The following is a 26,259-nucleotide window of genomic DNA, read 5'->3' as shown; positions in this document are numbered from 1 at the left end:
CTTGCAGCCGTGCGCGCCAGCGGGTTCATTGTGGCTTGAAAGGGCAGCGGGAGAGGCAAGGAGCGCCGCGATGTTTCAGAGTTTCGAGGCCACCACCCGGCCCGAGCAGGGCCCGCCGCGGCTGGCCGCGCTCAGGCGCGAGATGGCCAGGGATGGCCTGCAGGGGTTTCTCGTTCCGCGGGCGGATGCCCATCAGGGCGAATACGTCGCTCCCTGCGACGAGCGGCTGGCATGGCTCACCGGCTTCACCGGCTCGGCCGGGCAGGCCGTGATCCTCGAACATGAGGCGGCAGTGTTCGTGGATGGCCGCTACACGCTGCAGGCCCGCGCGCAGATGGCCGAGGAGTTCGCCGTCGAGCAATGGCCGGCCTCCAAGCCCGGGCCGTGGATTGCCGGCCGGCTCGGGAAGGGCGCGCGCGTGGGCTTCGACCCCTGGCTCTTCACCGCAGCCCAGGTGGAGGAGCTGCGCAGCGCCGCGCCCGAGGTCGAATTCCTGGAGTGGGAGAACCTTGTCGATCGCATCTGGACCGATCGCCCGCCCCCACCCGACGGCGCGGTGGAGGACTATCCGGTGCGACTGGCCGGGCTGAGCTCGGCCGAAAAGCGCGCCATGGTGGGCGCGGCGCTCGCAGAGGCGGGGCAGAAGGCGGCGGTGCTCACCCTGCCCGACTCCATCTGCTGGCTTCTCAACATCCGCGGCTCGGACATCCCCCGCATTCCCATCGTGCAGGCCTTCGCGATTGTCGGCAGCGAGGGCGAGGTGGCGCTTTATGCCGACCCGGGCAAGTTCGCCACGGTCGAACTCGACCCTGAAGTGCAACTGTCCCCAAGAGAGACTTTCGCCACCGACCTTGCGCGCCTTGCAGGGCCGGTGCGCCTGGATCGCGATACCGCGCCCTGGGAGGTGTGGCGCATTCTTGAGAAGGCGGGCGTCAAGGCCGTCGCCGGTGCCGACCCCTGCCTTCTGCCCAAGGCGCGCAAGACGGCCGCCGAGATCGCGGCCACCACCCAGGCGCATCTGCGCGACGGGGCGGCAATGGCGGAGTTTCTCGCCTGGCTCGATGCCACCGCGCCCGGCGAGCTGACCGAGATTGACGTGGTGACGCGGCTCGAGGAAGCGCGCGCGGCCACGGGCGCGCTTCGCGACATCGCCTTCGACACCATCGCCGGCAGCGGGCCAAATGGCGCCATCGTGCATTACCGCGTGACGCGGGAGACGAACCGGCAGCTGAGGGCGGGCGAGACGCTCCTGATCGACTCGGGCGGTCAGTATCTCGACGGCACCACCGATGTGACGCGCACGGTCTGGATCGGCCGCACGCCGCCGCCCGAGGCGCTGAAGGCGGCCTTCACCCGCGTGCTCAAGGGCATGATCGCCATCTCGCGCGCCCGATGGCCGAAAGGGCTTGCCGGACGCGATCTCGACGCGCTGGCGCGGCAGGCGCTCTGGCAGGCGGGGATGGACTATGACCACGGCACCGGCCATGGCGTCGGCGTCTATCTCTCGGTGCACGAGGGGCCGCAGCGGCTGGCGCGCACCGGCACGGTGCCGCTCGAGCCGGGGATGATCCTCTCCAATGAGCCCGGCCATTACCGGGCGGGTGAATACGGCATCCGCATCGAGAACCTTGTGGTGGTGCGGGAGGCGCCGGCGGTGGCAGGCGGCGACGAAGGCCGGGAGATGCTCTGCTTCGACACACTCACATGGGTGCCGATCGACCGGCGGCTGATCGCGCCGGAGCTGCTGACCGGGGAGGAGCGCGCATGGCTTGACAGCTATCACGCCGAAGTGAGGCGCCGCATCGCGCCACTCTGCCCCGCCCCCGTCACCGACTGGCTGCGACAGGTCACCGCGCCCCTGTGACTTGGGCTGCGGCGGCCGGGAGTGATACTCTCGCGCCGAATCCGTGGGCAGCAGACAACAGCAGGGAGAACGGCCATGGCCGAGAGGATACGCATTCGCCGCGCGCCCGGCACCTGGGTGGTGCGTGCCGGAGGTGCGGTGATCGGCGAGACGCGCGAGGCGCTGGAACTCAGCGAAGGTGAGCTGCCCCCGGTGATCTATTTTCCACGCGAAGACGTCGCCATGGCGTTTCTCGAACGGAGCGCAACCGTTACCAATTGCCCGTGGAAGGGCGAGGCGGCGCATTACGCGTTGCACACCAAGAGCGGCATCATCGAGGACGCTGCCTGGAGCTATGAGGCGCCTCTCGAACCCGTCGCCGCAATCGCCGGGTACCTGGCCTTTTACCCGGAGAAGGCAACGGTCGAGGAACTGTAGCCCCCGGCCGGCCGATGCGTGCAAAGCTCAGGAAAATGCCGGACGCCGCCAGTCTCGCCTAACCCTTGCCGTTTGCCTTGCCTTTGCCGTTGTCTTTGGCCTTGCCCTTGGCCTTGCCTTTGCCGTTGTCTTTCGCCTTGCCCTTGGCCTTGCCTTTGCCGTTGTCTTTCGCCTTGCCTTTGCCCTTGGCCTTGCCTTTGCCGTTGCCCTCGGTCTTCTTATCATTGCCAGACGCGCCCGCAGCGCCGTCCTCTGCCGCGGCATCATCCGCCGCCTGAGCTGACGATGGGCCGGTGTCGTCGGAGCCGGATTCATCGCCGGCCTCACCCTGCGACTCTTCGGCGTTCTCCACGGCCTCCGCCGCGTCATCACCGTTGTCGTCTGCTACGCCCTCTTCGGCTTCCTGGCTGTCGTCGGCAGCCTGCTGAGACGGCTCCGCACCCCCTGCCAGAGCGCCGGCGTCACCGCCGCCCGCCTGCGCCTGAGCGCCGAGGGAGACGCCCGCCACGACCTCTGCCATATCATCACCGATGCGCGCGGAGCTGTCGATCACCTGACTGGCGATGGTGGGTATCACGGCGAGGGCGAGACCGGTCACCGCCGCGACAAGAACGACAAGGTCAACGCTCACGGCCCCGTTCTCGTCCCGCAGAAGCATTTCGCGCCATCGCGCGTCCGCCCTGACCGTGATGAATTCCCTCATCTGCAATCCGCCCGAATTGACTCGAACTTGATTCAACTCGTGACGGATCTTGCAGATGTTTTTGGCAACCTGAGGACAAGGCCCGAGTTGAATTTGGCAACCTCAGGGCAAAGCCCGAGCAGAATTCAGTCGCGGAAGTTGCGGCTGTCCTTGATCTGCTCCCAGGCCCAGACGACCTGTTGCAGCTGTTCCTCGTGGCTGCGGTCGCCGCCGTTCATGTCGGGATGCAGCACCTTGATGAGCGCCTTGTAGGCCTTGCGGATCTCGGCGCGGCTCCAGGTGTCCTTCGCATCGAGTATCTCCAGCGCGCGGCGCTCGGTGGGCGGCAGGCGGCGCGTGCCCGTGACCGCCTTGCCGGGGTTGCGCGTGGCCTTGTCGCCCAGCACCTGGTGCGGGTCGTCAATGCCGAGCCGCGACCAGGCGCGCGCTTCCTCGCCGGGCTTGCGCGAAAACGGTTTCGTCGGTCGGCCCCAGACGCGGTCACGCTCGAGCTGGGCCTCGAACTCCTCCTCGGTGGATCCCTCGAAGAAGTTCCATTTCAGGTTGTATTCCCGCACATGCTGCTTGCAGAACCAGTAATACTCGTCGAGATGCTCACGCGACTTGGGTGCGCGGTACTGGCCCTGCTCGGTGCAGCCGGGATGCTCGCATTGCTTGGTCGAAGTCTCGAAGGCCCCCGACATCCCCCTCCGGCCGCGGTTGCGCCGCTTCTTCTCGGTGGAGACGCGAAGGTCGAATCCAAAGGGGTCCGGTCCTGCCATGTCACCTGCCTTTTCGAGTCGGGGCCGAAAGTTTAGTCTATCGCGCGCGACTGAAAAGGGGGCGGCCGGAAAAAATGGCGACAAGCGACGAGATCGAGCAGAAGCTGCGTGCGGCCTTCGCGCCGGAACACATAGAGGTCATTGACGAAAGTGAGCTCCATCGCGGCCATGCCGGCTGGAGGGAAGGAGGCGGCACGCATTTTCGCGTGCGCATCCGCGCCAGCGCCTTCGCCGACATGAACCGTCTCGCCCGGCACCGCGCGATTCACGCCGCTCTGGGAACCGAGCTGATCGGACGGATTCACGCACTGGCGCTCGAAGTCGAGGCCTGAGCCTCAGCCCCGGCGCTCGCCTTCGAGCGGAAGACTGACAACAGGGCTTGCGGCGGCCGTTTCCGGCCCGCCTTCGGATGTCATCCTTGCCGGGCCGATCGGGGCCGCGGCGCCGCCCTCGCTCCGTGACCCGGCAAGCAGCGGCTCGCGTCGCGCTGCACGGTCGGAGGCCATCGACGCCGCTCCGGTCCCGCCCCCGGTGCCGGCGTCAACCTGCTCCGTCCCGGCATTCACGACACGGCGGAAGACCATCATGGTCTTGAAGGTCGTGACGCGCCCACGCAGCCCCTTGCGCTCCTCGCAGGGCAGGGAGTCGGTGCGCAGATACTCCCAGCCCTCGGCGCCGAGCTCGTTCATTGCCTCGGTGACCGCGGCGGCAAAGCGCGCGTCGGGATCCTTCAGGCCCTTGCGCTTGATGCCCCGGTTCGGCGCCGGAACGACCTTGTATTCATATCGCGTCGTCATGATATCGCTTCCCCCAATGCAGGGCTGACAGATTAGGGGTTCACGCCGCGCGCCGCCAGAGCGGCCACGCGGAGCCTACGGCGAGTGTTGCCATCAGGTCAAAAAAACGGAGCGGCGTCGGCCTTACCGGCCCTTCCAGACCGGATCGCGCTTCTCGGCAAAGGCGCGCGCGCCCTCAAGCTGATCCTCGGAGCGGTAGAGCCGCTCGACCGTCTCGAACTGGCTCTTGGTGATGCGGTTGAGCGCGTCCTGAAACTTCATGTCCTCGGCCTCGCGCACGATCTCCTTGATCGCGGCGAAGACAAGCGGCGGCCCGGACGCGAGCTCATCGGCAAGCGCGCGCGCCGCAGCCATCAGCTCGGCAGCCGGGAGCACCCGGTTGACAAGCCCCCAGCGCGCGGCCTCCTCGGCCTCCATCCAGCGCCCCGTCAAGAGCATCTCCATGGCGATGTGATAGGGGATGCGGCGCGGCAGCTTGATCGAGGCGGCATCGGCCACGGTGCCCGAGCGGATCTCGGGCAGCGCGAAACGGGCGTGCTCGGCGACGAGGATGATGTCGCCGCAGAGCGCGAACTCGAGCCCGCCGCCGCAGCAGATGCCGTTCACCGCCATGATCACCGGCTTGTTGAGCCCGCGCAGCTCCTGCAGACCCCCGAAGCCGCCGACGCCATAGTCGCCGTCCACCGCGTCGCCCGCCGCCGCGGCCTTCAGATCCCAGCCGGGGCAGAAGAACTTCTCGCCCGCCGCCGTCACCAGACCGACGCGAATCTCGGGGTCATCGCGGAACTCGGTGAAGATTTCGCCCATGATCCGGCTCGTGGCGAGGTCGATGGCGTTGGCGGGCGGGCGGTCCAGCGTGAATTCGGCCACATGGCCACGGCGGGTGACCCTTAGCGGCCCTTCGTCACGCACCTTCAATTCAGCCATCGGCGCCCTCCCCTTCGCTTTCGATCCTGACCACCAGCGCATCGGCCGCCACGGCGCGCTCGGGCGTGACGATGAGCGGGTTGATCTCGGCCTCCACCACGCGCCCTTCCGCGGCGATCACGAAATCCTGCAGCGCAAGGGCGGCATCCGCAACCGCTTCGATGTTGCCCGCCGGTGCCCCCCGCCAGCCCGCGAGCAGCCGCCAGATGCGCAGGCGCGACAGCGCGGCCAGGATTTCCGCCCGGCCTGCCGGGACGATCAGCGTCGCGGTGTCGGCCAAGAGCTCGGCAAGCTGCCCGCCCGCGCCGATGGTGAGCAGAAAGCCATGCGCCGGATCGCGGGTGATGCCCAGCACGAGTTCGGCCACCGCGCCCTCGACCATGCGCTCGACAAGGAAGCTGCCCGCGCCCATCGCGCGCGCCGCCGCCTCCACCTCCGCGCCCGAGGTGAGCCCGAGCCGCACCGCCCCGGCCTCGGTCTTGTGGGCAATCCCCTCTGCCTTGAGAACGACCGGAAAGCCCAGCGCCTCGGCCGCCTCGCGCGCCTGCGCCGCGCTCGCCGCCCGGCGCCCGGCCGGCACTGCGAGCCCATGGTCCGCGAGCGCGGCCTTCGCCTCGGCCTCGGACAATGTCACGCGGCCACCGGCAGGCTCTGGGGGCGCAAAGGCGGGAGCCGGTGCCTCGGGCGCTCCGCCCGCGCGCGCGAGGGCGGCGATAGCGTCGAGTGCCTCGGCGAGGCCTGCGAGCGGCACCAGCCCCCGCGCGAAGGCCTCGGCGGCAATCTCCTCGGGCATGTTCTCGGGCAGCGTGGCCAGCAGCGCAAGGGGACAGGCGGAAGCGGCGCGCGCCCGCGCGGCCGCCTCGATCACCGGCGCCCAGGCGGAGGCGTCGCAGCGGTCGGCCCGTGGATAGTCCACGATCAGGCAGCCAAGCGCGGCCGGGCCCGCGAGCATGGCAGCGAAGGTCTCCGCCATCGCCTCCGTGTCGCCCCAGATGTAGGTGTGGTAGTCGAGGGGGTTGGAAAGCGCGACCTTGGGCCCCAAGACCTCGCGCAGGCGGGCGCGCTGTCCTTCTGTCAGCGCCGGAAAGGCGATGCCGCGCGCCGCCGCCATGTCGGCCATCAGGCTCGCCTCGCCGCCCGAGCAGGACATCGACGCGAGGCTCGCGGCCGGGAGCCTGCCGAGCCCATGGGCAAGCTTCAGGGCCTCGAGAAAGGAGGCGAGGTCATGCACCTGCGCGACTCCGAGGCGGGCGAAAAGTGCCGCCGCCCCGGCCGCGCTTCCCACCAGAGACGCGGTATGCGAAAGCGTGGCCGTCTGCGCCTCGGCCGATGCGCCCACCTTGAGCGCAACAACGGGTTTGCCGACCGCCCGCGCCGCCCGCGCCAGCGCCTCGAAGGCTGAAGGATCGCCCAAGCCTTCGATGTGCAGGCCCAGCGCCGTGACCCTGTCGTCGGCAAGGAGCGCGCGGCCGATGGCGGCAAGCCCGAGCTGCGCCTGATTTCCCGCGGCGACGACGTGGGAGATGGGCAGCCCCCGCCGCTGCATCGTCAGGTTGATGAGCATGTTCGAGGACTGCCCGACAAGGGCAACGCCGCGCTCGACCGGCACGAGCCCGTGCTGATCGGGCCAGAGGGCGGCGCGGTCGAGCGCGTTGATGAAGCCGTAGCAGTTGGGGCCGAGGATCGGCATGCGGCCTGCCACGGCGAGCAGGCGCGCCTGAAGTGCCGCGCCGTCGCCGGTTTCGGCATCGGCCTCTGCAAAGCCGGATGCGAAACACACCGCGCCGCCTGCGCCCCTCCGGCCAAGCTCTTCGATGGCCTCGATGGCGGCGGCGCGGTTGACGGCGACGAAGGCCGCGTCGGGCGCGACGGGCAGATCGGCCACGCGGCGCACCGCCGGCACGCCGGCGATCTCGCCGCGGGTGGGATGGACGGCCATGAGCCTGCCGTCAAAACCCATCTTGCGGCAGGTGGCGATCACATTCGCACCCCACACACCTCCGCCGATCACGGCGATGGCGCGCGGACGGAAGAGGCGCGAGAGATCGGAAGTCATGGCCGGGAGAGGCGCCTTTGGGAAACGGCGAAGAGACGGTCCCCGGCCCGGCCGTCAGGCCGGGCATGCGCCCGCCCGCCCCCAGGCGGGCGCATTCTGCACCCGCCCGGTCGGGCGCATGCCCTGTGCCTTGCCGGGACGCCTGAAACCAGCCTCCTCACCTGTCGCATCTCACGCACCCAAGGGCCGCAACAACTCGCGCGAGATGATGTGGCGCTGGATCTCGGAGGTGCCGTCCCAGATCCGCTCCACCCGCGCGTCGCGCCAGAAGCGCTCGATGGGCAGATCGTCCATCAGCCCCATGCCGCCGTGAATCTGCACCGTGGCATCGGTCACCCGCGCCAGCATCTCGCTGGCGTAGAGCTTGGCCGAGGCAATCTCGCGGTTAGCGGGCAGGCCCCGGTCGAGCCGCCAGGCGGCCGAGAGCGTGAGCCAGTCGGCGGCATCGATCTCGGTGATCATGTCGGCGATCTGGAAGCCCACGCCCTGAAACCGGCCGATCGGCTGGCCGAACTGGCGCCGCTCCGCTGCCCATGACAGCGCGTGGTCGAAGACCCGCCGCGCGCGCCCCACGCAGAAGGCGGCAACGGTGAGCCGCGTGGCATAGAGCCACTCGTTCATCACCGCGAATCCGCCGTCAACCTCGCCCAGAATCTGGGAGTCGGGCAGGCGGCAGTCGTCGAACTCGAGGATGCAGTTGTGATAGCCGCGGTGCGAGACCGAGCGGTAGCCCTCGCGCACGGTGAAGCCGGGCGTGCCGCGATCGACGAGAAAGCAGGTGATGCGCTTCTTCGGCCCCTTGGGCGTGTCGTCCACGCCGGTGGCGACGAAGACGATGAAGAAGTCGGCGGTGTCGGCGCCCGAGATGAAGTGCTTGGTGCCGTTGATGACCCAGTCGCCGCCCTGCCGCACCGCCGTTGTGGCCATCGAGCGGATGTCGGAGCCCGCGCCGGGCTCGGTCATTGCCAGCGCGTCCATCTTCTCGCCGCGCACGGCGGGAAAGAGGTAGCGCTCGCGCTGCTCGCCCTCGCAGGCCATCAGGATGTTCTGCGGCCGGCCGAAGAAATGCGTGAGCGCCATCGATCCGCGCCCAAGCTCGCGTTCGACCAGCGTGAAGTCGAGATGGCTCAGCCCCGCGCCCCCCACCTCGGCGGGAAAGTTGCAGGCCCAGAAGCCCATCTCGATGACCTTGGCCCGGATCTCGGCGGCAAGCTCCGGTGGCACGCGGCCCAGACGCTCCACCTCCGCCTCATGCGGGTAGATCTCGCGCTCGACGAATTGCCGCACGGTGGCGACGATCAGCTCCTGCTCCTCGCTCAGCGCGAAATCCATCGGGCCTTGCCTCTCTCCTCCTGCGTCTGTGCAAGAGTAGAGGCGCGTTGTGGCGCCGGCCTTGCCCGATTTCACCGTCGCTTGTGCCAAATGCGACATTGCCGCGGCTGCGCCGCGGGTGGGTATTTGGACCAAGGTGATGGAGGAAGGGCGCGGCGCCCGGCCTCAGGCGGCGCGGAACTCGATGCGGCGGCGGAGAAACCGCGTGGCCCCGTCCGAGACGCGGCGCGGGTCGCCCGTGGTGAGGAAGAAGGACTCGGTGCCCTTCCCTGCCCGCTCGGGGTGGCGAGCGAGGTAGTCGGCAAGGCTTTCGGCCACGATTCGCGGCTGGCTGAACACCTTCACCTCGGGGCCGAGTGCGGCGCGGAACACGTCCTCGACCAGCGGGTAGTGGGTGCAGCCGAGAACCGCCGCCTCGGGGTTTGGCATCTTGCGCTTGAGCGCCTCGACATGGCTTCTGACCAGCGCCTCGGCGAGGATCATGTCGCCCTCCTCGATGGCATCGACGACGCCGGCGCAGCTCTGCGCCTCGACATCAACGCCGATGGCGCGGAAGGCAAGCTCGCGCTGAAAGGCGCGGCTGGCCACGGTGGCGGGTGTGGCGAAGAGCGCGACATGCTTCACCGACACCTCGCGCGGCGGCGAGTTGTCGCCCCACGGCCTTTCGGTGAGCGCCTCGATGAGCGGCACGAACACGCCCAGCACGCGCTTGTCGCGGGGCACCCATGTCTCCTGCATGCGGCGCAGGGCCGCGGCCGAGGCGGTGTTGCAGGCAAGAATGACGAGATCACAGCCGGCATCGAAGAGCCGCTGCACGCCGGCGGTGGTCAGGCGGAAGATGTCATCGGCATCGCGCACCCCATAGGGCGCATGGGCGTTGTCGCCATAGTAGATCAACGCCTGGTCGGGCAGGCGTTTCGTGATCGCGTCGAGCACGGTCAGTCCACCCAGCCCCGAATCGAAGATGCCGACGGCCATGTGTCTCGAGTCTCCCCTGTGATCGCGCACCGCAATTAGGCCGAACGCGCCGCGATTTCCACATCCGAATCTCCGCGCCGGCCAAACCCCGCGATCACCTATTCGGCGGCCTGCCGGAGCGGGGCGGGCCCCGCCTCGATGGCGGCCCAGAGCTCCTCTCGCCGCTTCGCCGCCTTCTCGGCATTTGCCGCCTTCACCGGGCCGAAGCCGCGGATCATGAGCGGCAGCTCGGCCAGCGCCACGGCCGCCTCCATGTTGCGCGCCGCCGCGCCGTCGAGAAGCCGGGCGACATCCGCCTCATACTGACGGATCAGCGCGCGCTCCATGCGCCGCTCCTGGGTGTATCCGAAGGGGTCGAAGGGCGTGCCGCGCAGGAACTTCAGTCGCGCAAGCAGCGGCAGGAAGCGGGCAAGCCAGGGGCCGAAGGCGCGCTTCTTCGGCCGCCCCTCGGGGCCCTTGCGGGCAAGGAGCGGCGGGGCGAGGTGGTAGGTGAGTTCGAGATCACCCTCGAACGCCTCCGCCGCCTTGGCCGCGGTGCGGGAGAGAAGCCGGGCGACCTCGTATTCGTCCTTGCAGGCAAGGAGCTTGTGATAGCCCTTGGCGATGGCCTCGCGCAGGCGCTCGTCCTCGACGGACTCGACAAGCTTGAGGTAGCGCCGGGCGAGCCGCTTCGACTGGTAGGCCTCAAGGTGCTCGGCGCGCAGGGCAATGCGCTCGGCAAGCGTCCTGGGCTTCTGCGCCACCCTCTCGCCGCCCAGCGCCGCCGCCGCCTCGGGGTTGAGCGCGGCCCAGCGGCCGAGCTCGAAGGCGCGCTTGTTGGGCTCGACGGCCGCGCCGTTGAGCTCGATCGCGCGCAGGATCGCCTCATGCGAGAGCGGCACCAGGCCCTGCTGCCATGCCGCGCCGAAGACGATCATGTTGGAGAAGATCGTGTCGCCCATCGCGAGCCGCGCGATCTCGGTCGCGTCGAGCAGGGTGAGCCGCGCGCCAAGGCGCGCCTCGAGAGACAGGCGCAGCCGCTCGGCGGGCAGGCGGAATTCGGGGTCCTGCGTGAACTGGCCGGTGATGATCTCGTGCGAATTGACCACCGCGCCGGTGCGCCCCGGCGCGGTGAGCGCCAGCGTCTTCGCGCCGGCCGACACGACGAGATCGCCGCCGATCAGCGCATCGGCCTCGCCGGTGGCCACGCGGATGGCGCTGATCGCCTCGGGGGTTTCGCCGATGCGGCAGTGGATCGCCACCGCGCCGCCCTTCTGGGCAAGACCCGCCATCTCCATCATGCCCGCACCCTTGCCGTCGAGATGGGCGGCCATGGCCATCACCGCGCCGATGGTGACAACGCCGGTGCCCCCCACGCCGGTGATGACCGTGTTCCAGGTTCCCGCGATCGGGGGCAGCTCTGGCTCGGGCAGATGGCCCACATCGACCTCCACCGTCGCGGCCTTGCGTATCTTCGCCCCCTTGACGGTGACGAAGGAGGGGCAGAAGCCGTCGAGGCAGGAGAAGTCCTTGTTGCAGGAGGACTGGTCGATGGCGCGCTTGCGGCCGAATTCGGTCTCGAGCGGGACGATCGAGACGCAGTTCGACTGCACGCCGCAGTCCCCGCAGCCCTCGCACACGTCGGGGTCGATGAAAACGCGCAGGTCGGGGTCGGGGAAGGCACCGCGCTTGCGGCGGCGGCGCTTCTCGGCCGCGCAGGTCTGGACGTAGACGATCGCCGTGACGCCCCTGATGTCCCGAAACTTCCTTTCCACCGCGAGAAGCTCGTCGCGGGTGTGCTTCTCGACTTCGGGCGGGAAGCTCGCCAAGTCGAGCTCTTCCTTGGGATCGTAGACGAGCGCGACCCTTTTCACGCCCATCGCCAGAAGCTCGCGCGCGATCTGCTGGGGTGTCAGACCGCCCTCGAGCGGCTGGCCGCCGGTCATGGCGACCGCGTCGTTGTAGAGGATCTTGTAGGTGATGTTGGTGTTGGTGGCGACGGCGAAGCGGATCGCCTGCACGCCCGAATGCTCATAGGTGCCGTCGCCGAGGTTCTGGAAGACATGGGCGCGCTTCGAAAACGGCGCCTCGCCCACCCAGTTCGCCCCCTCCCCGCCCATCTGGGTGAAGCCGATGGTCTCGCGGTCCATCCACTGCACCATGTAGTGACAGCCGATGCCGGCATAGGCGCGGCTGCCCTCGGGCAGCTTCGTGGAGGTGTTGTGCGGGCAGCCCGAGCAGAACCAGGGCAGGCGCTGGGCGATCTCGGGGGCATTGTCGGCGCGGCGGGCCTCCTCGATCCGCCGGAGCCCCGCCTTCACACCCTCGGTGCCGCGCCCCTCCTCGATGAGGATGGCGCCGATCTTCTCGGCGATCATCACCGGGTCGAGCGCATAGCGGGTGGGGAAGAGCTCCTCGCCGCGGTCGTTGCGCCAGCCGTAGACGCGCCGGCCGCGGCGGTCGTCGAAGATCGCCTCCTTGGCCTGCACCTCGATCAGCTTGCGCTTTTCCTCGACGATGACGATCAGCTCGAGCCCCTCGGCCCATTCGCGGAAGCTTTGCATGTCGAGCGGGAAGGTCTGGCCCACCTTGTAGGTGGTGATCCCGAGCCGCCGCGCCTCGGCCTCGTCCAGCCCCAGAAGCTCGAGCGCGTGGACAAGATCGAGCCAGTTCTTGCCCGCCGCGACAAAGCCGATCTTCGCGCCCGGCGCCCCCCAGACGCGCCGGTCGATGCTGTTGGCGCGGGCGAAGGCCTCGGCGGCGAAGCGCTTGTAGTCGATCATGCGCGCTTCCTGCGCCACCGGCGTGTCGATCAGCCTGATGTTGAGCCCGCCTTCGGGCATCGCGAAGTCTGGCGTGATGAGCTGCATCCGCTCCGGCCGGCCATCGACGACGGCGGTCGCCTCCACCGTGTCCTTCATCAGCTTCAGCCCGGCCCAGACGCCGGCGAAGCGCGACAGGGCAAAGCCGTAGATGCCGTAATCGAGAATTTCCTGCACGCCGGCGGGGCTCAGCACCGGCATGTAGGCGTCCACCATCGCCCAGTCGGACTGGTGCAGCGTGGTGGAGGATTCGCCGGTGTGATCGTCGCCCATCGCCATCAGCACGCCGCCATGGGGCGAGGTGCCCGCCATGTTCGCATGCCGCATCACGTCGCCCGAGCGGTCCACGCCGGGGCCCTTGCCGTACCACAGGCCGAACACGCCGTCGAAGCGCCCCTCGCCGCGCAGCTCCGCCTGCTGCGTGCCCCACAGCGCGGTAGCGGCGAGATCCTCGTTGAGGCCGGGGATGAAGCGGATGTCATTCGCCTCGAGATCGGCCTGCGCGCGCCACATCTGCTGATCGACGCCGCCCAAGGGCGAGCCGCGATAGCCGGTGACGAGGCCCGCGGTGTTCAGCCCCGCCGCGCGGTCGCGCGCCTTCTGCATCAGCATCAGCCGCACCAGCGCCTGGGTGCCGTTCAGCAGAACCGGCGACTTCTGCAGATCGAAACGGTCGTGAAGGCTCACATCGCGCAGGCTCATCGCTCACCCTCCTCCCTGGGCTCCTCCCGGGGCGTGCCCTGCGTCGGGTTATAGGTCAAAAATCCTGACCTACAAAGTCAAAATCCCGTCACCACATTGGAACAGGGTTGTGTTAAGCACTGCGGAAACCCAAATGCGCGATCGCCCCCGCCGGGCGCAATGAAGGCCACATGATGGACTGGGACAAGCTAAGGATCTTTCACGCCGTCGCCTCCGCCGGCAGCCTCACCCATGCGGGGGAGACGCTCCATCTTTCCCAATCGGCCGTCTCGCGACAGATTCGGGCGCTGGAAGAGAGCCTCGGCACCACCCTCTTTCACCGCCATGCGCGCGGACTGATTCTCACCGAACAGGGCGAGCTTCTGTTCGACGCCACCAAGGCCATGGCGCGGCGGCTCGAGGCGGCGGAGGCGCGCATCCGCGACAGCCGCGAGGAGGTCTTCGGCGAGCTCAGGGTGACCACAACCATTGCCTTCGGCACGCTGTGGCTGGCGCCAAGGCTGAAGGCGCTCTACGACCGTTACCCCGATCTCAACATCGACCTGATGCTTGAAGAGCGGGTGCTCGACCTGCCCATGCGCGAGGCCGATGTCGCCATCCGCATGAAGGAACCGAGCCAGGCGGACCTGATCCGCCGCAAGCTGATGGAGGTGCGCATGCGCCTCTACGCCACGCCCGCCTATCTCGAGGCGGCCGGAACGCCCGAGCGGATCGAGGACATCTCGTCGCATCGGCTGGTGTGCCAGAACACCTCGGCGCCGCAGGTCTCGGCCGGGGCGCGGCTGGTGCAGCTGCTGATGACCCATGACGTGCGTTCGCGGCTGACCGTGAACAACTATTTCGGCGTGCTGCAGGCCGTGCTCAACGATCTCGGCATAGGCGTTCTGCCCGATTATCTGACACAGGATTTTCCTCAGCTTGTCAGGGTCCTGCCGGAACTCGAGTCGGAAGAGGTGCCGGTCTATCTCGCCTATCCGGAAGAGCTGCGCCACTCCCGCCGCATCGCCGCCTTCCGCGACTTCGTCACCGAGGAGGTGATCGCCCACCGCCGCCGGATGCGCGAGGGAGAGGCCGCCTGATCGCGGTGCGCGCAGCGCAAGCCATGCACTCCACGCATGGCAGCTTTGCACCCCGGGGCGCCATCCGCGCTTGATTCCGTTGCATTTGCCAACTATCTGCGCTCCAGAAGCCGCGGCGACCTCTCGCACGGTCTTCTACCTCCCTGTTGGACTTGGGCCGAGCCTTGCCGCTCGGCCTCTTTTTTTGTCATCCACCGGCCCTTGTGCCTGTCGCGCCGCATCGCGGGCGCGGCCACCCTTCACCCTTGCCGCGGGTTCGCATATGAGGGCCCGGAGGCCGCCGAGGGCGCCACCCGGGGGAGCGCAATGCAGGAACCGAAGATCACCGAAGAGCTCATCATCGCGCACGGGCTGAAACCCGACGAGTACCAGCGGATACTCGACATCCTCGGCCGCGAGCCGACCTTCACCGAGCTCGGCATCTTCTCGGCGATGTGGAACGAGCACTGTTCCTACAAGTCGTCGAAGAAGTGGCTGCGCACCCTGCCCACCGAAGGCCCGCAGGTGATCTGCGGCCCCGGCGAGAACGCGGGCGTTGTCGACATCGGCGACGGGCTGGCCGTGGTCTTCAAGATGGAGAGCCACAACCACCCCTCCTACATCGAGCCCTATCAGGGCGCGGCGACCGGCGTCGGCGGCATCCTGCGCGACGTGTTCACCATGGGCGCGCGCCCCATCGCGGCGATGAATTCGCTCTCCTTCGGCGAGCTGAGCCACCCGCGCACCCGCCGGCTCGTGCACGGCGTGGTCGAGGGCATCGGCGGCTATGGCAACTGCTTCGGCGTGCCCACCGTGGGCGGCGAGGTGCGCTTTCACCGCGCCTATAACGGCAACTGCCTCGTCAACGCCTTTGCCGCCGGGATCGCGCAGGCCGACCGCATCTTCTACTCGGCGGCCTCGGGCGTGGGCATGCCGGTCGTCTATCTCGGCGCCAAGACCGGGCGCGACGGGGTTGGCGGGGCGACCATGGCCTCGGCGGAGTTCGACGAGTCGATCGAGGAGAAACGCCCGACGGTACAGGTGGGCGATCCCTTCACCGAGAAGTGCCTTCTCGAGGCCTGTCTCGAGCTCATGGCCGCCGATGCGGTGATCTCGATTCAGGACATGGGCGCGGCGGGGCTGACCTGCTCGGCGGTGGAGATGGGCGACAAGGGGGGCCTCGGCATCCGCCTCAACCTCGATGCCGTGCCGCAGCGCGAAGAGGGCATGACCGCCTACGAGATGATGCTCTCGGAAAGCCAGGAGCGCATGCTCATGGTGCTCAAGCCCGAGAAGGAGGAAGAGGCGCGCGCGATCTTCGCCAAGTGGGATCTCGACTTCGCCATCGTCGGCGAGACCATCGCCGAGGATCGCTTCCTCGTCTTCCACGGCAACGAGCTGAAGGCCGACCTGCCGCTCAGGGCGCTGTCGGGCGAGGCGCCGGAGTATGACCGCCCGTGGGTGACGCCGGCACCGCCGCCGCCTCTGGGCGAGGTGCCGCGGGTTGATCCGGTGGATGCGCTCAAGATCCTCATCGCAAGCCCCAATTACGCTTCCAAGGCCTGGGTCTATGAACAATACGACACCCAGGTGATGGGCGACACGGTGCAGGGGCCGGGCTTTGGCGCGGGGCTGGTGCGGGTGCACGGCACCGAAAAGATTCTCGCCTTCACCTCCGACGTGACCCCGCGCTATGTGCAGGCCGACCCGAAGGAAGGCGGCAAGCAGGCGGTGGCCGAGGCCTTCCGCAACCTCTGCGCGGTGGGCGCAAGGCCGCTTGCCGTGACCGACAACCTGAATTTCGGCAACCCCGAGAAGCCCGAGATCATGGGCCAGTTCGTGCTTGCCATCCAAGGTATCGGCGAGGCCTGCCGGGCCCTCGACATGCCCGTGGTCTCGGGCAACGTCTCGCTCTACAACGAAACCGACGGCCAGCCGATCCTGCCCACACCGACGATCGGCGCGGTGGGGCTGATCGAAAGCCCCGAAGAGCTCATAGGCGGCCGCGCGCGCGCCGGCCACGTCGCGGTGGTGCTCGGCGGAGCCGGCGCACATCTCGGGCAGTCCGCCCTTCTGGCCGAGGTCTTCCACCGCGAGGAGGGCCCGCCGCCCCCCGTGGATCTCGCCGCCGAGCGCGCGGCGGGCGAGTTCATCCGCGCCAACGCCCATCTCATCCGCGCCTGCACCGACATCTCCGACGGCGGGCTCGCGCTTGCCGCCTTCGAGATGGCGGCAGCTTCGGGGGTGGGCGTCACGCTCGACGAGGAAGACACCGCAGCGCTCTTCGGCGAGGATCAGGGCCGCTACCTCATCGCCTGCAACTTCGATGCCGCCGAGGCGCTGATGGTCGAGGCGGCAAGGGCCGTGCTGCCCATTGCCACGGTCGGCCGTTTCGGCGGCGAGACGGTGCGGATGGGCGGCTCTGAGGCACCGCTTGCCGAGCTTGTGGAGCTTTGGCGGTCAGCCTTCGGCCGGGCGATCGACGGGGGAATCTGAAACACCCGGAGGCGGCGTGCCGCCGCTGACGCCCGTGTGATCTGCGTGGCGTTGACAGATGCGCTCTGCTCCGTTCACCTGCCCGTCGAGCCAACCAGAGAACGAGGCAGGCGGCATGTCCCTCGGCAGGACATCGGTGCGAAGTGTGCGAGCACGGAGAGAGGCTTTTCGGCTCGCAACCGGCGTTCTGGCCCTTCTTCTGGCAGTGATCTTCGCTCCCGCGTCGCACGCCCGACTGCGCCTGCATGCGCTCGACAGCACCGCGGACGACTGCCAGAATCTCGCCGTCCAGGCCTTGGACCGGCACGATGATCGCAATGTCGACGTGCACCACCATCCAACGCCATGCCACGCCGATCACTTCGCCTCGCTGGAGACACCCCAGCCGCGGGAAGCCAGCTTTCGGCTGGCGGTTGTGCTCCGCCTCGGAGCCCTCGAGACATTTCACCAAAGTCTGATCTTGCCGGAGACACCGCCCCCCACTCCCACCGGCTCTGACCATTGCGGCTGCAACGAGCCAAACGACAACACATCTTTCAGAAAATGGGAGCATCAGGATGCGCCTGACCATATCCTGCGCGGTGGCGATTGCCGCGCTCACCGCCCTGCCCGCCCTTGCCGGAGGCAGCCACACCGGCGGCCACAGCCATGACGACGGTTTCGCCTTCGGCAGACCCGGCGAGGCCCCCCACGCCACGCGCACCATCCGTGTGGTGATGACCGACAACGCCTATGATCCGGGCGTGATCGAAGTCGCCGCCGGAGAGACGGTGCGCTTTGTCGCGGAGAACCGCGGCGACTTCGTGCACGAGTTCGGGCTCGGCACGCCCGCCATGCATGCCGAGCACCGCAAGGAGATGCTGGCGATGATGGAATCGGGCATGCTCGAGGCCGATCGCATCCATCACGGCATGGGTCATGACGACCCCAACTCGCTTCTGCTCGAGCCCGGCGAGAGCGGTGAGATCATCTGGACCTTCGCCGGGCCGATACGGATCGAATTCGCCTGCAACGTGCCGGGGCATTACGAATCGGGCATGGTCGGACCGCTCGTCGTCACCGGCACGGGCTCGTAGCCCTGCGGGCCGGGGCGGCATCCGTCGCCCCGGCCTTGCACCCCCGCCCCCGCCGCTCTACATCTTCGGCGAGGAACACGCGGCGACAGGACCAAGCCACATGGCAATGCAAGCCCACGAGATCGAGGCGCTGATCCGCGCGGCATTTCCGAATGCCAAGATCACCATCACCGATCTGGCCGGCGACGGGAACCACTACGCCGCCGAGGTGATCGACGAGAGCTTTCGCGGCATGAACCGCGTCCAGCAACAACGCGCCGTCTATGCCGCGCTCAAGGGCAAGATGGACGGCCCCAACGGCGAGCTGCACGCGCTGGCCCTGACCACCAAGGCGCCGGACTGACCGCGCCGGCCGCCTCCCCCCGAATTTCAGGAGAACGATGATGAGCGTTCACGACCGCATCCGCGAGATGGTCGAAAACAATGACGTGGTGCTGTTCATGAAAGGCACCAAGACCATGCCCCAGTGCGGCTTCTCGAGCCGCGTGGCCTCGGTGCTCAACTACATGGGCGTCGAGTATACCGACGTGAACGTGCTCGCCGACGAGGAAATCCGCCAGGGAATCAAGGAGTACTCGGACTGGCCGACGATCCCGCAGCTCTATGTGAAGGGCGAGTTCGTGGGCGGCTGCGACATCGTCACCGAGATGACGCTTTCGGGCGAGCTCGACGAGCTTTTCGACAAGAAGGGCGTCGCCTACGATAAGGACGCGGCCAACAAGATCCGCGAAGCCAACAGCTGAACGCGGCGGGGCGCCCTCAGCCGGCGCCCCGCCCCGAGGCCTCCTCGCGCGTCTTCTCCTCAAGCTCGGCCGCAAGCGCCTCGGCGCGTGCGGCGAGTTCGGCGAGCGTCTCCGTCACATCGTCGGGAATGACCGGAACCTCGATCTTTTCGGGTTCGGGTGGCGGCGCGCTCTTCAAAGCCTCGATCTCGGCCTGTGCGGCGGCGAGCTCGGCCTGCAGCGCCTTCTGCGCCTCCTCGAGGCTCTTCAGTTGCTCCTCCATGCCCGCGGCCTTGTCCGCCAGCATGAGCCCGGCCATCAGGAGCATCTTCGGCTCCGGCAGACGGCCGATCTGGGCCGTCAGGGCGCTTGCCTCGGCGTCGAGCAGCGCTGCGGCCGCGTGCAGATAATGCTCCTCGCCATCCTGACAGGCGACGGTGAAGCTGCGCCCGCCGATGGTGATCGAAACCTCAGGCATCGGCTGCCTCCTCAACCAGCGGCTTCAGCTCGGCAATGAGCGCATCGAGCTCATGACGGTCCGCCTCGCGCAGCGCGCGCAGGCTCTCGAGCTCGGCCAGCATCGCGCGGTTGATCTGCTCGGGCTCGGTCACGCCTTCCGACGCCGCTTCGCGCAGGCGGGCAAGCGCGGCGCGCACCTCCTCGAGCCTGCGCTTGAGATGGCGGTTGCGGGCATGGGTTGCCTCGAGCTGCTCGCGCAGGCCCTCGACCTCGCCCGAGAGCTCCTCGACCTTCTCCTCGAGCCGGCTTCGGATCGCGGCGAGCCGCTCCTCAAGCTGGGCATTGGCAAGCCGCTCGGCCTCGAGGGCCTCGCGTAGCGACGCGATTTCCTCGGCCGCTCCGCGCGCTTCGTCCGCCGCCGCCTCGGATGGCGCGGCGGGCAAGGGAGCGAGCGTCAGCCGCTCCACGCCCTCGCGGATCCGGTCAAGCGCCTCGCTCAGCCGTCGTTCCAGTTCAGAAAGCTCCGACATGCCCCTGACCCCGTTTTTCTTTTCGGGCTTCGCAACAGGATGCTAACGGCTCCACGCGCCTCAGGCCAGCCCGTTTTGCCGCGCGAACCCTGTTCCCGCCCGCCCCTGCCGCCTTGCACTTCCGCCGCCCGCTGCTATCAGGAGCGCGCATTTTGCCCCAACCGTGACGCAACCACTCAAGGAAGGACGCGCCCCGTGGAGATCGCCGAGCTGAAAGCCCGCCACCCCGACCACTGGATGAAGGCCTGTGCCATCCGCGTGCTGACGCTCGATGCCGTGGCCGCCGCCAATTCGGGCCATTCCGGCATGCCGATGGGCATGGCCGATGTCGCCACGGTGCTGTTCGAGAAGCACCTGAAGTTCGATGCCGCGCGCCCCGACTGGCCCGACCGCGACCGTTTCATCCTGTCGGCCGGTCACGGCTCGATGCTGATCTATGCGCTCGCCTACCTCACCGGCATGCCCGGCATGACCATCGAGGAGATCCGCAACTTCCGCCAGTGGGGCTCGAAGACGGCCGGCCACCCCGAGTATGGCCATGCGCCCGGCGTGGAGACGACAACCGGCCCCCTCGGCCAGGGGGTGGGCAATGCGGTGGGCTTTGCCATCGCCGAGGAGCACCTGCGCGCCACATGGGGGCGCAAGGTGATGGACCATTACACCTATGTCATCGCGGGCGATGGCTGCCTGATGGAGGGCATCAGCCAGGAGGCGATCACGCTTGCGGGGCGCCAGAAGCTCTCGCGCCTGATCCTTCTGTGGGACAACAACGGCATCACCATCGACGGCAAGGTCTCGCTCGCCGACGCCACCGACCAGAAGCTGCGCTTCGAAGCCGCCGGCTGGGAGGTGCTGGAGTGTGACGGCCACGACCCCGAGGCGATCGATGCCGCGCTGACGGCGGCGAAGAAATCCGACCGGCCGACCATGATCGCCTGCCGCACCCATATCGGGCTCGGCTCGGCGGCACAGGACACCGCCAAGGCTCATGGCGCGCTGACCGATCCCGAGCTCATCGCCGCGACCAAGGCCGCCTATGGCTGGACGGCCGCGCCCTTCGAGATCCCGGCCGAGATCAAGGCCGCGTGGGAGGCGATCGGCGCGCGCGGCCGGCCCGAGCGCGAGGCATGGGAGGCGCGGCTGGCGCAGCTGTCGGAAGCCAGGCAGGCCGAGTTCCGCCGCGTCTTCGCCCATGAGGCGCCGAAGCGGCTCGCCTCGGTCATCCGCAAGGTCAAGAAGGAGGCCGCCGAGGCGCAACCCAAGGTCGCCACGCGCGCGGCCTCGCAGACGGTGCTGAAGGCGATCAACCCGGTGATGAAGGAGACGCTGGGCGGCTCGGCCGACCTCACCGGCTCCAACAACACGCTGACGCCCGATCTTGGCGTCTTCGACGTGGACAACCGCAAGGGCCGCTACATCCACTACGGCATCCGCGAGCATGTCATGGCCGCGGCGATGAACGGCATGGCCCTGCATGGCGGCGTGCGCCCCTATGGCGGCACCTTCATGGTGTTCACCGACTACGCCCGACCGGCGATCCGGCTGTCGGCGCTGATGGGCGTGCCGGTCGTCTATGTGATGACTCATGACTCGATCGGCGTCGGCGAGGACGGGCCCACCCACCAGCCGGTGGAGCATCTGGCGATGCTGCGCGCCACGCCGAACCTGCGCCTGTTCCGCCCGGCCGACACGGTAGAGACGGCCGAGGCATGGGAGCTGGCGCTGAGCGAGACCCGCATCCCCTCCGTCCTCGCGCTCACCCGGCAGGGCGTGTCCACGGTGCGCACCCAGCACAAGGCCAGGAACCTCACGGCGCAGGGCGCCTACGTGCTGGCCGAGTCGGAAGGCAAGCGGCAGGTGATCCTGCTGGCCACCGGGAGCGAGGTGGAAATCGCGCTTGCCGCGCGCGAGCTTTTGCAGGCCGAGGGGATCGGCACGCGCGTTGTCTCCATGCCCTGCTGGGAGCTTTTCGCCGAGCAGGACGAGGCCTATCGCCGCCGCGTCCTGCCCGCGGGCCCCGTGCGTGTGGGCATCGAGGCCGGCGTGCGGCTTGGCTGGGACCGCTGGCTGTGCGGTGAGCGCGGGCGCGAGGCGAAGGCCGATTTCGTGGGCCTCTCGAGCTTCGGCGCCTCCGCGCCCGCCAAGGTGCTCTACGAGAAGTTCGGCCTCACCGCCGAGAACCTCGCCGCCCGCGCCAAGGCGCTACTCTGAGCGGGGTCAGGCCTCCACCCCGCCGAAGAGCGCGCGGATCTCCTTGGTGAAGGCCTGCTTCACCTCCTCCATCTCGCCGGCCGAGACATGCGCATCGAGCACGGCGAAGACGGCGGCAATCGCCTCCTTCGCATCACCGAGCGGGTCGGTCTGGAAACCGGCCTGCACGGCGGCGATGAACTCTTCGGGCTTGCGCATCTTCACCGGCGTCCTGGAGGGATCCCAGCCCTCGTAGTAGATGCCGCGGATCAGCGTTGGCAGCTGCGCACCGAGCTGCGCGGCCTCGTCCACGTTCAGGTGGTCGCGCACCACGTGCAGCACCTGCCGCAGCAGCCTGTAGGCGCGCTGCTTGTCGTCCCAGCCAACATGGGCGTTGACCTCGTTGATCCAGCGGTTGGCGTCCTGCACGGCGTTGTCGATGATCGGCAGTCCAAGTGCGCTCATCACATCCTCCAGTTCATGCTCGTATTCATGCTCGTCCTGTCCTCTGCGAATATGGGGAGCCGGCGGCCCCATTGCATTGACCTGTGTCAGGGCGGCGGGCGCTTGCATCGGAGGATGGTAACTGCGAAACGCCGCACCTAGCTGTGACGTGACAGAACCGGACAGAAGGGAGATACCCGCGCATGCAGACCGAACCGCAGATCGTCTTTCACGGCCTCGACAGCTCCGAGGCCATCCGCAAGCTCGTGCTCGAGGAACTGGCCAAGCTTGAGCGTCATTACGACCGGCTCGTGACCGCGCGCGTGGCCATCGAGAAGGATTCCGACCACGGCCCGAAGGGCGTGGCTCATCACGTCAAGATCGAGCTTGAGGTTCCCGGCCCGAACATCGTGGTCAAGAGCAAGGGCGATGACCCGGCAATGTGGGACGACTTGCCGCGGCTCATCCGCGAAACCTTCGCCTCGGCGCTCCGCGAGCTGGAGGAATTCAAGCGCAAGCGCTCCGACAGGGAGCGTGGCCGGTCACATTGACCCCTTCCCGACAGCCTCTCCCCTCCCTATCGTCACCTCGACGAGAGGGAGGGCCCGGTTCATGACCAACAGGCTGGCGATCGCCCTGGGCCTCGTGATCATCGCCCTCGTGACGGCGGACCATTTCTGGCTGCACTGGAACCTGCCGGTATTTGTCGGCAGAAGGCTTCTTGCCGCGATTGAGTATCTGGCCTTTTGGCGCTAAAGCCGCGGACGACCGCCGCCCACGCGGGCGGCACCAGCAACGAGGGAGACAAGGGACCATGGCAGTCAAGGTCGCCATCAACGGTTTCGGCCGGATCGGACGCAACGTGCTTCGCGCCATCGTCGAGTCGGCGCGCACCGACATCGAGGTGGTGGCCATCAACGACCTCGGCCCGGTCGAAACCAACGCGCATCTTCTGCGTTACGACAGCGTTCACGGCCGCTTCCCCGGCGAGGTGAAGACCGGCGATGACTGGATCGACGTCGGCTTCGGCCCGATCCAGGTGACCGCCATCCGCGACCCGCGCGAGCTGCCCTGGAAGCATGTCGACATCGTGATGGAATGCACCGGCATCTTCACCGACCGCGAGAAGGCCGCGGTGCATCTCGAGAACGGGGCCAGCCGGGTGCTGGTTTCGGCACCCTCGAAGGGGGCCGACAAGACCATCGTCTACGGCGTCAACCACACCACCTTGACCTCGAAGGATCTCGTGGTCTCCAACGCCTCCTGCACCACCAACTGCCTCGCGCCGGTGGCCAAGGTGCTCAACGAGGCGGTCGGCATCGAGCGCGGATTCATGACCACCATCCACTCCTACACCGGCGACCAGCCGACGCTCGACACCATGCACAAGGATCTCTACCGCGCCCGCGCCGCGGCGCTGAGCATGATCCCGACCTCCACCGGTGCCGCCAAGGCGGTGGGGCTGGTGCTGCCCGAGCTCAACGGCAAGCTCGACGGGGTGGCGATCCGCGTGCCCACGCCGAACGTCTCGGTGGTCGATCTCGTCTTCGAGGCCAAGCGCGAGACCACGGTGGAGGAGATCAACGACGCCATCCGCGTCGCCGCCGACAACTCGCTCAAGGGCATCCTCGGCTACACCGAGGAAAAGCTCGTCTCCTGCGACTTCAACCACAACCCGCACTCCTCGGTCTTCCACATGGACCAGACCAAGGTGATGGAGCGGCGCATGGTGCGCATCCTCAGCTGGTATGACAACGAGTGGGGCTTCTCCAACCGCATGGCCGACACCGCGGTGGAGATGGGCAAGCACCTCTGAGCCATCGGCACGCTCTGACGGGGGGCGCCTTCGCCGGCCGGCGGTGGCGCCCTTTCTCTTGGCTGCTCACGCCAATCCCTGAACGAATTCCCGCCCCCCTTCCCGCACCCCTTGCCCAGCCCGGCGCGGCCGATACTCTGCGCCCAGGCTCGCGTGAGGCAGGGAGGAGACCGAAGATGATCGAAAACGCGCATGCCCTTGTGACGGGAGGAGGCACCGGCATCGGGCTTGCCATTGCGCGGGCGCTCGCCGAACGCGGCGCGAAGGTGACCATCACCGGGCGCCGGCTTGAGGTGCTCGAGGCAGCGGCCGCGCAGGCGCCGGGGCTCTTCCCGCAGGTGATGGACGTGTCCAACGAGGACAGCGTGCGCGAGGGCTTCGCCCGCGCTGTAGAGGCGCGTGGGCCGGTGGCGATCCACGTCGCCAATGCAGGCCTTGCCGAGGGACGCTCGCTGCACAAGACCGACATGGCCTTCTGGCGCCAGATCATGGCCGTCAACCTCGACGGCGCCTTTCTCACCATCCGCGAGGCGCTGAAGACGATGCACGGGCTCGACTGGGGCCGGGTCATCGCCGTGGCCTCGGTGGCAGGGCTCAAGGGGCTCAAGGGCGCCACCGCCTATACCGCCTCGAAACACGGCATGGTCGGCCTCATCCGGGGGCTTGCGGCCGACCATCTTGGCAAGCCCATCACCTTCAACGCACTCTGCCCCGGCTATGTCGCCACCCCCATCATCGACCGCAACATCACCTCCATCGCCCGGCGCGCGGGCATCTCCGAGGCCGAGGCGCTGGCGCTGATGGTCGAGGCCAACCCCCACAAGCGCCTGATCGAGCCGGAGGAAGTGGCCGCCGCAGCGCTCTGGCTCTGCGGGCCAGCCTCGCAATCGGTCAACGGCCAGGCGATCGAGATTTCCGGGGGCCAGATCTGATGACCACCGATTTCGCTGCCACGCGCGCCGCCTTCCACCTGCCCGAAGGCATCACCTATCTCGACGGCAACTCGCTCGGCCCCCTGCCCCGCGCCGCCGCCGAGCGCATCGAGCGCTGCGTGCACAAGGAATGGGGCGAGATGCTGATCACCGCCTGGAACCGCGCCGGGTGGATGGAGATGCCGCTCAGGCTCGGCGACCGCATTGGCAGGCTGATCGGCGCTCCCGAAGGCACCACCGTGGTCGGCGACACGCTGTCGATCAAGGTCTATCAGGCGCTGGCGGCGGCTCTGGCCCTCAATCCCTCCCGCCGGGTGATCCTCTCCGATACCGGCAATTTCCCCAGTGATCTTTACATGGCCGAAGGGCTCATTGCCACGCTCGGGCAGGGTCACAGGCTGAAGCTCGTGGAACCCGAAGAGGTGGCCGGGCATCTGACCGAGGAGGTTGCGGTGCTGATGCTCACGGAGGTGGACTACCGCACCGGCCGACGTCACGACATGTGGGCGCTCACCGCCCGCGCGCATGAGGTGGGCGCGCTGACGATCTGGGATCTTGCGCATTCCGCCGGTGCGCTGGAAGTCGATGTCACCGCCGCCGGTGCCGATTTCGCGGTGGGCTGCACCTACAAGTTCCTCAACGGCGGGCCCGGCGCACCGGCCTTCATTCACGTCGCCCCGCGCCATGCCGAAGCGGCCTTGCCCGCCCTTTCGGGCTGGCTCGGGCATGACGCGCCCTTCGCCTTCGAGCCCGCCTATCGCCCCGCAGGCGGCATCGCCCGGATGCGCGTTGGCACGCCACCCGTCATCCAGATGGCCGCGCTCGATGCCGCGCTCGACATCTTCGACATGGTCGACATGGCCGATGTCCGCGCCCGCTCGCTTGCACTCTCCGAACTCTTCATCGCCGAGGTGGAGCGCCGCTGCCCCGAGCTCGTGCTCGCCTCGCCGCGCGCGCCCGAAGAGCGCGGCAGCCAGGTCTCCTTCCGCCATCCTGAAGGCTATGCGGTGATGCAGGCGCTGATCGCCCGCGGGGTGATCGGCGATTTCCGCGCCCCCGACATCATCCGCTTCGGCATCACGCCCCTCTACATCGGCGAGGAGGACATACTGCGCGCCGCCGCCGTCCTGGAGGAGGTGATGCGCAATCGGCTATGGGACGACCCGGCCTGCCGCCGCCGCGCCGCGGTAACCTGAGC

Annotated in this window: 25 protein-coding genes; 14 read left to right on the top strand and 11 right to left on the bottom strand. The window is 68.2% G+C overall.

Translation table 11 applies throughout. The features are described from left to right. Positions 1-70: 70 nt before the first annotated feature. Together BLQ14_RS08040 and BLQ14_RS08035 are read left to right on the top strand one after the other, a co-directional pair. Positions 71-1,864, top strand: coding sequence for an aminopeptidase P family protein (locus BLQ14_RS08040; protein ID WP_092499963.1), 1,794 nt, complete (start codon positions 71-73; stop codon positions 1,862-1,864). A gap of 75 nt (positions 1,865-1,939) precedes the next feature. Next, positions 1,940-2,281: a DUF427 domain-containing protein gene (locus tag BLQ14_RS08035; RefSeq protein ID WP_092499961.1), complete on the top strand. Its 342-nt coding sequence runs from the start codon at positions 1,940-1,942 to the stop codon at positions 2,279-2,281. 58 nt (positions 2,282-2,339) lie between these two features. On the opposite strand, the gene BLQ14_RS15390 is transcribed toward BLQ14_RS08035, so the two are convergent. Both BLQ14_RS15390 and BLQ14_RS08025 read right to left on the bottom strand, forming a co-directional pair. After that, on the bottom strand, positions 2,340-2,984 hold the full coding sequence (locus BLQ14_RS15390) for a hypothetical protein (protein WP_170068360.1): 645 nt from the start codon (positions 2,982-2,984) through the stop codon (positions 2,340-2,342). A 125-nt stretch (positions 2,985-3,109) separates the two neighbouring features. Beyond that, positions 3,110-3,745 carry a J domain-containing protein gene (locus BLQ14_RS08025; RefSeq protein ID WP_092499959.1) on the bottom strand — a complete coding sequence of 212 codons (636 nt, stop codon included), beginning with the start codon at positions 3,743-3,745 and terminating at the stop codon, positions 3,110-3,112. Positions 3,746-3,819: 74 nt separating this feature from the next. Here BLQ14_RS08025 and BLQ14_RS08020 point away from each other — a divergent pair, with 74 nt between their 5' ends. Further along, entirely contained in the window at positions 3,820-4,077 is a 258-nt protein-coding gene (locus BLQ14_RS08020; protein ID WP_092499957.1) for a BolA family protein, read from the top strand. Between the two features lie 3 nt (positions 4,078-4,080). Here BLQ14_RS08020 and BLQ14_RS08015 read toward each other — a convergent pair whose 3' ends face one another. The 6 genes from BLQ14_RS08015 to BLQ14_RS07990 all read right to left on the bottom strand — a co-directional run bounded on the left by BLQ14_RS08015 (position 4,081) and on the right by BLQ14_RS07990 (position 13,338). Next, positions 4,081-4,542, bottom strand: a complete 462-nt coding sequence (locus BLQ14_RS08015; RefSeq protein ID WP_092499955.1) for a DUF4177 domain-containing protein — start codon at positions 4,540-4,542, stop codon at positions 4,081-4,083. Between the two features lie 123 nt (positions 4,543-4,665). After that, positions 4,666-5,469, bottom strand: a complete 804-nt coding sequence (locus BLQ14_RS08010; RefSeq protein WP_092499953.1) for a carnitinyl-CoA dehydratase — start codon at positions 5,467-5,469, stop codon at positions 4,666-4,668. Continuing rightward, complete coding sequence (locus BLQ14_RS08005) at positions 5,462-7,525, bottom strand: acetate--CoA ligase family protein (protein ID WP_092499951.1); 2,064 nt, start codon at positions 7,523-7,525, stop codon at positions 5,462-5,464. The genes BLQ14_RS08010 and BLQ14_RS08005 overlap by 8 nt, the downstream gene beginning before the upstream one ends. 171 nt (positions 7,526-7,696) lie before the next feature. Next, the gene (locus BLQ14_RS08000; protein WP_092499949.1) at positions 7,697-8,857 is read right to left on the bottom strand and encodes an acyl-CoA dehydrogenase family protein; all 1,161 of its coding nucleotides are present in this window, start codon (positions 8,855-8,857) and stop codon (positions 7,697-7,699) included. A 165-nt stretch (positions 8,858-9,022) separates the two neighbouring features. Next, positions 9,023-9,835 (bottom strand): glutamate racemase, encoded by an 813-nt coding sequence (locus BLQ14_RS07995; RefSeq protein ID WP_092499947.1) that lies wholly within the window; start codon positions 9,833-9,835, stop codon positions 9,023-9,025. Between the two features lie 98 nt (positions 9,836-9,933). Continuing rightward, on the bottom strand, positions 9,934-13,338 hold the full coding sequence (locus tag BLQ14_RS07990) for an indolepyruvate ferredoxin oxidoreductase family protein (protein WP_092499945.1): 3,405 nt from the start codon (positions 13,336-13,338) through the stop codon (positions 9,934-9,936). Between the two features lie 173 nt (positions 13,339-13,511). On the opposite strand from BLQ14_RS07990, the gene BLQ14_RS07985 reads away from it, so the two are divergent. The 5 genes from BLQ14_RS07985 (at position 13,512) to grxD (ending at position 18,711) form a co-directional block, all read left to right on the top strand. Then, positions 13,512-14,417, top strand: coding sequence for a LysR family transcriptional regulator (locus tag BLQ14_RS07985; protein WP_092500221.1), 906 nt, complete (start codon positions 13,512-13,514; stop codon positions 14,415-14,417). A 306-nt stretch (positions 14,418-14,723) separates the two neighbouring features. Then, positions 14,724-16,892 carry a phosphoribosylformylglycinamidine synthase subunit PurL gene (purL, locus tag BLQ14_RS07980; protein ID WP_092499943.1) on the top strand — a complete coding sequence of 723 codons (2,169 nt, stop codon included), beginning with the start codon at positions 14,724-14,726 and terminating at the stop codon, positions 16,890-16,892. Between the two features lie 557 nt (positions 16,893-17,449). After that, complete coding sequence (locus BLQ14_RS07975) at positions 17,450-17,968, top strand: cupredoxin domain-containing protein (protein ID WP_092499941.1); 519 nt, start codon at positions 17,450-17,452, stop codon at positions 17,966-17,968. A 100-nt stretch (positions 17,969-18,068) separates the two neighbouring features. Beyond that, the gene (locus BLQ14_RS07970) at positions 18,069-18,311 is read left to right on the top strand and encodes a BolA/IbaG family iron-sulfur metabolism protein (protein WP_092499940.1); all 243 of its coding nucleotides are present in this window, start codon (positions 18,069-18,071) and stop codon (positions 18,309-18,311) included. 40 nt (positions 18,312-18,351) lie between these two features. Beyond that, entirely contained in the window at positions 18,352-18,711 is a 360-nt protein-coding gene (gene grxD / locus BLQ14_RS07965; RefSeq protein WP_176759533.1) for a Grx4 family monothiol glutaredoxin, read from the top strand. Between the two features lie 16 nt (positions 18,712-18,727). Here grxD and BLQ14_RS07960 read toward each other — a convergent pair whose 3' ends face one another. Continuing rightward, positions 18,728-19,168 carry a cell division protein ZapA gene (locus tag BLQ14_RS07960; RefSeq protein ID WP_092499936.1) on the bottom strand — a complete coding sequence of 147 codons (441 nt, stop codon included), beginning with the start codon at positions 19,166-19,168 and terminating at the stop codon, positions 18,728-18,730. Then, complete coding sequence (locus BLQ14_RS07955; protein WP_092499934.1) at positions 19,161-19,679, bottom strand: hypothetical protein; 519 nt, start codon at positions 19,677-19,679, stop codon at positions 19,161-19,163. The genes BLQ14_RS07960 and BLQ14_RS07955 overlap by 8 nt, the downstream gene beginning before the upstream one ends. Positions 19,680-19,874: 195 nt before the next feature. Between BLQ14_RS07955 and tkt the strand changes: the two genes are divergently transcribed. After that, a complete protein-coding gene (gene tkt, locus BLQ14_RS07950) occupies positions 19,875-21,890 on the top strand; it encodes a transketolase (protein WP_092499932.1) in 2,016 nt (671 codons plus the stop codon). Between the two features lie 6 nt (positions 21,891-21,896). Here the strand turns inward: tkt and BLQ14_RS07945 are convergent, their stop codons facing one another. Further along, positions 21,897-22,334, bottom strand: coding sequence for a DUF2267 domain-containing protein (locus BLQ14_RS07945; RefSeq protein ID WP_170068361.1), 438 nt, complete (start codon positions 22,332-22,334; stop codon positions 21,897-21,899). 182 nt (positions 22,335-22,516) lie between these two features. Between BLQ14_RS07945 and BLQ14_RS07940 the strand changes: the two genes are divergently transcribed. The 5 genes from BLQ14_RS07940 to kynU all read left to right on the top strand — a co-directional run bounded on the left by BLQ14_RS07940 (position 22,517) and on the right by kynU (position 26,257). Beyond that, the gene (locus tag BLQ14_RS07940) at positions 22,517-22,864 is read left to right on the top strand and encodes an HPF/RaiA family ribosome-associated protein (RefSeq protein WP_092499928.1); all 348 of its coding nucleotides are present in this window, start codon (positions 22,517-22,519) and stop codon (positions 22,862-22,864) included. Positions 22,865-22,925: 61 nt separating this feature from the next. Next, positions 22,926-23,069, top strand: coding sequence for a hypothetical protein (locus BLQ14_RS15385; protein ID WP_170068362.1), 144 nt, complete (start codon positions 22,926-22,928; stop codon positions 23,067-23,069). 58 nt (positions 23,070-23,127) lie between these two features. Next, entirely contained in the window at positions 23,128-24,129 is a 1,002-nt protein-coding gene (gene gap, locus BLQ14_RS07935) for a type I glyceraldehyde-3-phosphate dehydrogenase (protein ID WP_092499926.1), read from the top strand. A gap of 176 nt (positions 24,130-24,305) precedes the next feature. Next, a complete protein-coding gene (locus BLQ14_RS07930) occupies positions 24,306-25,061 on the top strand; it encodes an SDR family NAD(P)-dependent oxidoreductase (RefSeq protein WP_092499924.1) in 756 nt (251 codons plus the stop codon). Next, positions 25,061-26,257, top strand: coding sequence for a kynureninase (kynU, locus tag BLQ14_RS07925; protein WP_092499922.1), 1,197 nt, complete (start codon positions 25,061-25,063; stop codon positions 26,255-26,257). The genes BLQ14_RS07930 and kynU overlap by 1 nt, the downstream gene beginning before the upstream one ends. The last annotated feature ends 2 nt before the right edge of the window (positions 26,258-26,259 follow it).

The organism is Meinhardsimonia xiamenensis (assembly GCF_900102905.1).
GTDB classification, from domain to species: domain Bacteria; phylum Pseudomonadota; class Alphaproteobacteria; order Rhodobacterales; family Rhodobacteraceae; genus Meinhardsimonia; species Meinhardsimonia xiamenensis.
Note: the sequence above shows the minus strand (reverse complement) of the source record. Positions and strands in the feature narration are given on the sequence as shown.

Bases quoted from the DNA above. Each gene is read 5' to 3' on its own strand.
- BLQ14_RS08040 (WP_092499963.1), top strand. From the start codon at position 71: ATGTTTCAGAGTTTCGAGGCCACCACCCGGCCCGAGCAGGGCCCGCCG.
- BLQ14_RS08035 (WP_092499961.1), top strand. From the start codon at position 1,940: ATGGCCGAGAGGATACGCATTCGCCGCGCGCCCGGCACCTGGGTGGTG.
- BLQ14_RS15390 (WP_170068360.1), bottom strand. From the start codon at position 2,984: ATGAGGGAATTCATCACGGTCAGGGCGGACGCGCGATGGCGCGAAATG.
- BLQ14_RS08025 (WP_092499959.1), bottom strand. From the start codon at position 3,745: ATGGCAGGACCGGACCCCTTTGGATTCGACCTTCGCGTCTCCACCGAG.
- BLQ14_RS08020 (WP_092499957.1), top strand. From the start codon at position 3,820: ATGGCGACAAGCGACGAGATCGAGCAGAAGCTGCGTGCGGCCTTCGCG.
- BLQ14_RS08015 (WP_092499955.1), bottom strand. From the start codon at position 4,542: ATGACGACGCGATATGAATACAAGGTCGTTCCGGCGCCGAACCGGGGC.
- BLQ14_RS08010 (WP_092499953.1), bottom strand. From the start codon at position 5,469: ATGGCTGAATTGAAGGTGCGTGACGAAGGGCCGCTAAGGGTCACCCGC.
- BLQ14_RS08005 (WP_092499951.1), bottom strand. From the start codon at position 7,525: ATGACTTCCGATCTCTCGCGCCTCTTCCGTCCGCGCGCCATCGCCGTG.
- BLQ14_RS08000 (WP_092499949.1), bottom strand. From the start codon at position 8,857: ATGGATTTCGCGCTGAGCGAGGAGCAGGAGCTGATCGTCGCCACCGTG.
- BLQ14_RS07995 (WP_092499947.1), bottom strand. From the start codon at position 9,835: ATGGCCGTCGGCATCTTCGATTCGGGGCTGGGTGGACTGACCGTGCTC.
- BLQ14_RS07990 (WP_092499945.1), bottom strand. From the start codon at position 13,338: ATGAGCCTGCGCGATGTGAGCCTTCACGACCGTTTCGATCTGCAGAAG.
- BLQ14_RS07985 (WP_092500221.1), top strand. From the start codon at position 13,512: ATGGACTGGGACAAGCTAAGGATCTTTCACGCCGTCGCCTCCGCCGGC.
- purL (WP_092499943.1), top strand. From the start codon at position 14,724: ATGCAGGAACCGAAGATCACCGAAGAGCTCATCATCGCGCACGGGCTG.
- BLQ14_RS07975 (WP_092499941.1), top strand. From the start codon at position 17,450: ATGCGCCTGACCATATCCTGCGCGGTGGCGATTGCCGCGCTCACCGCC.
- BLQ14_RS07970 (WP_092499940.1), top strand. From the start codon at position 18,069: ATGGCAATGCAAGCCCACGAGATCGAGGCGCTGATCCGCGCGGCATTT.
- grxD (WP_176759533.1), top strand. From the start codon at position 18,352: ATGAGCGTTCACGACCGCATCCGCGAGATGGTCGAAAACAATGACGTG.
- BLQ14_RS07960 (WP_092499936.1), bottom strand. From the start codon at position 19,168: ATGCCTGAGGTTTCGATCACCATCGGCGGGCGCAGCTTCACCGTCGCC.
- BLQ14_RS07955 (WP_092499934.1), bottom strand. From the start codon at position 19,679: ATGTCGGAGCTTTCTGAACTGGAACGACGGCTGAGCGAGGCGCTTGAC.
- BLQ14_RS07945 (WP_170068361.1), bottom strand. From the start codon at position 22,334: ATGAGCGCACTTGGACTGCCGATCATCGACAACGCCGTGCAGGACGCC.
- BLQ14_RS07940 (WP_092499928.1), top strand. From the start codon at position 22,517: ATGCAGACCGAACCGCAGATCGTCTTTCACGGCCTCGACAGCTCCGAG.
- BLQ14_RS15385 (WP_170068362.1), top strand. From the start codon at position 22,926: ATGACCAACAGGCTGGCGATCGCCCTGGGCCTCGTGATCATCGCCCTC.
- gap (WP_092499926.1), top strand. From the start codon at position 23,128: ATGGCAGTCAAGGTCGCCATCAACGGTTTCGGCCGGATCGGACGCAAC.
- BLQ14_RS07930 (WP_092499924.1), top strand. From the start codon at position 24,306: ATGATCGAAAACGCGCATGCCCTTGTGACGGGAGGAGGCACCGGCATC.
- kynU (WP_092499922.1), top strand. From the start codon at position 25,061: ATGACCACCGATTTCGCTGCCACGCGCGCCGCCTTCCACCTGCCCGAA.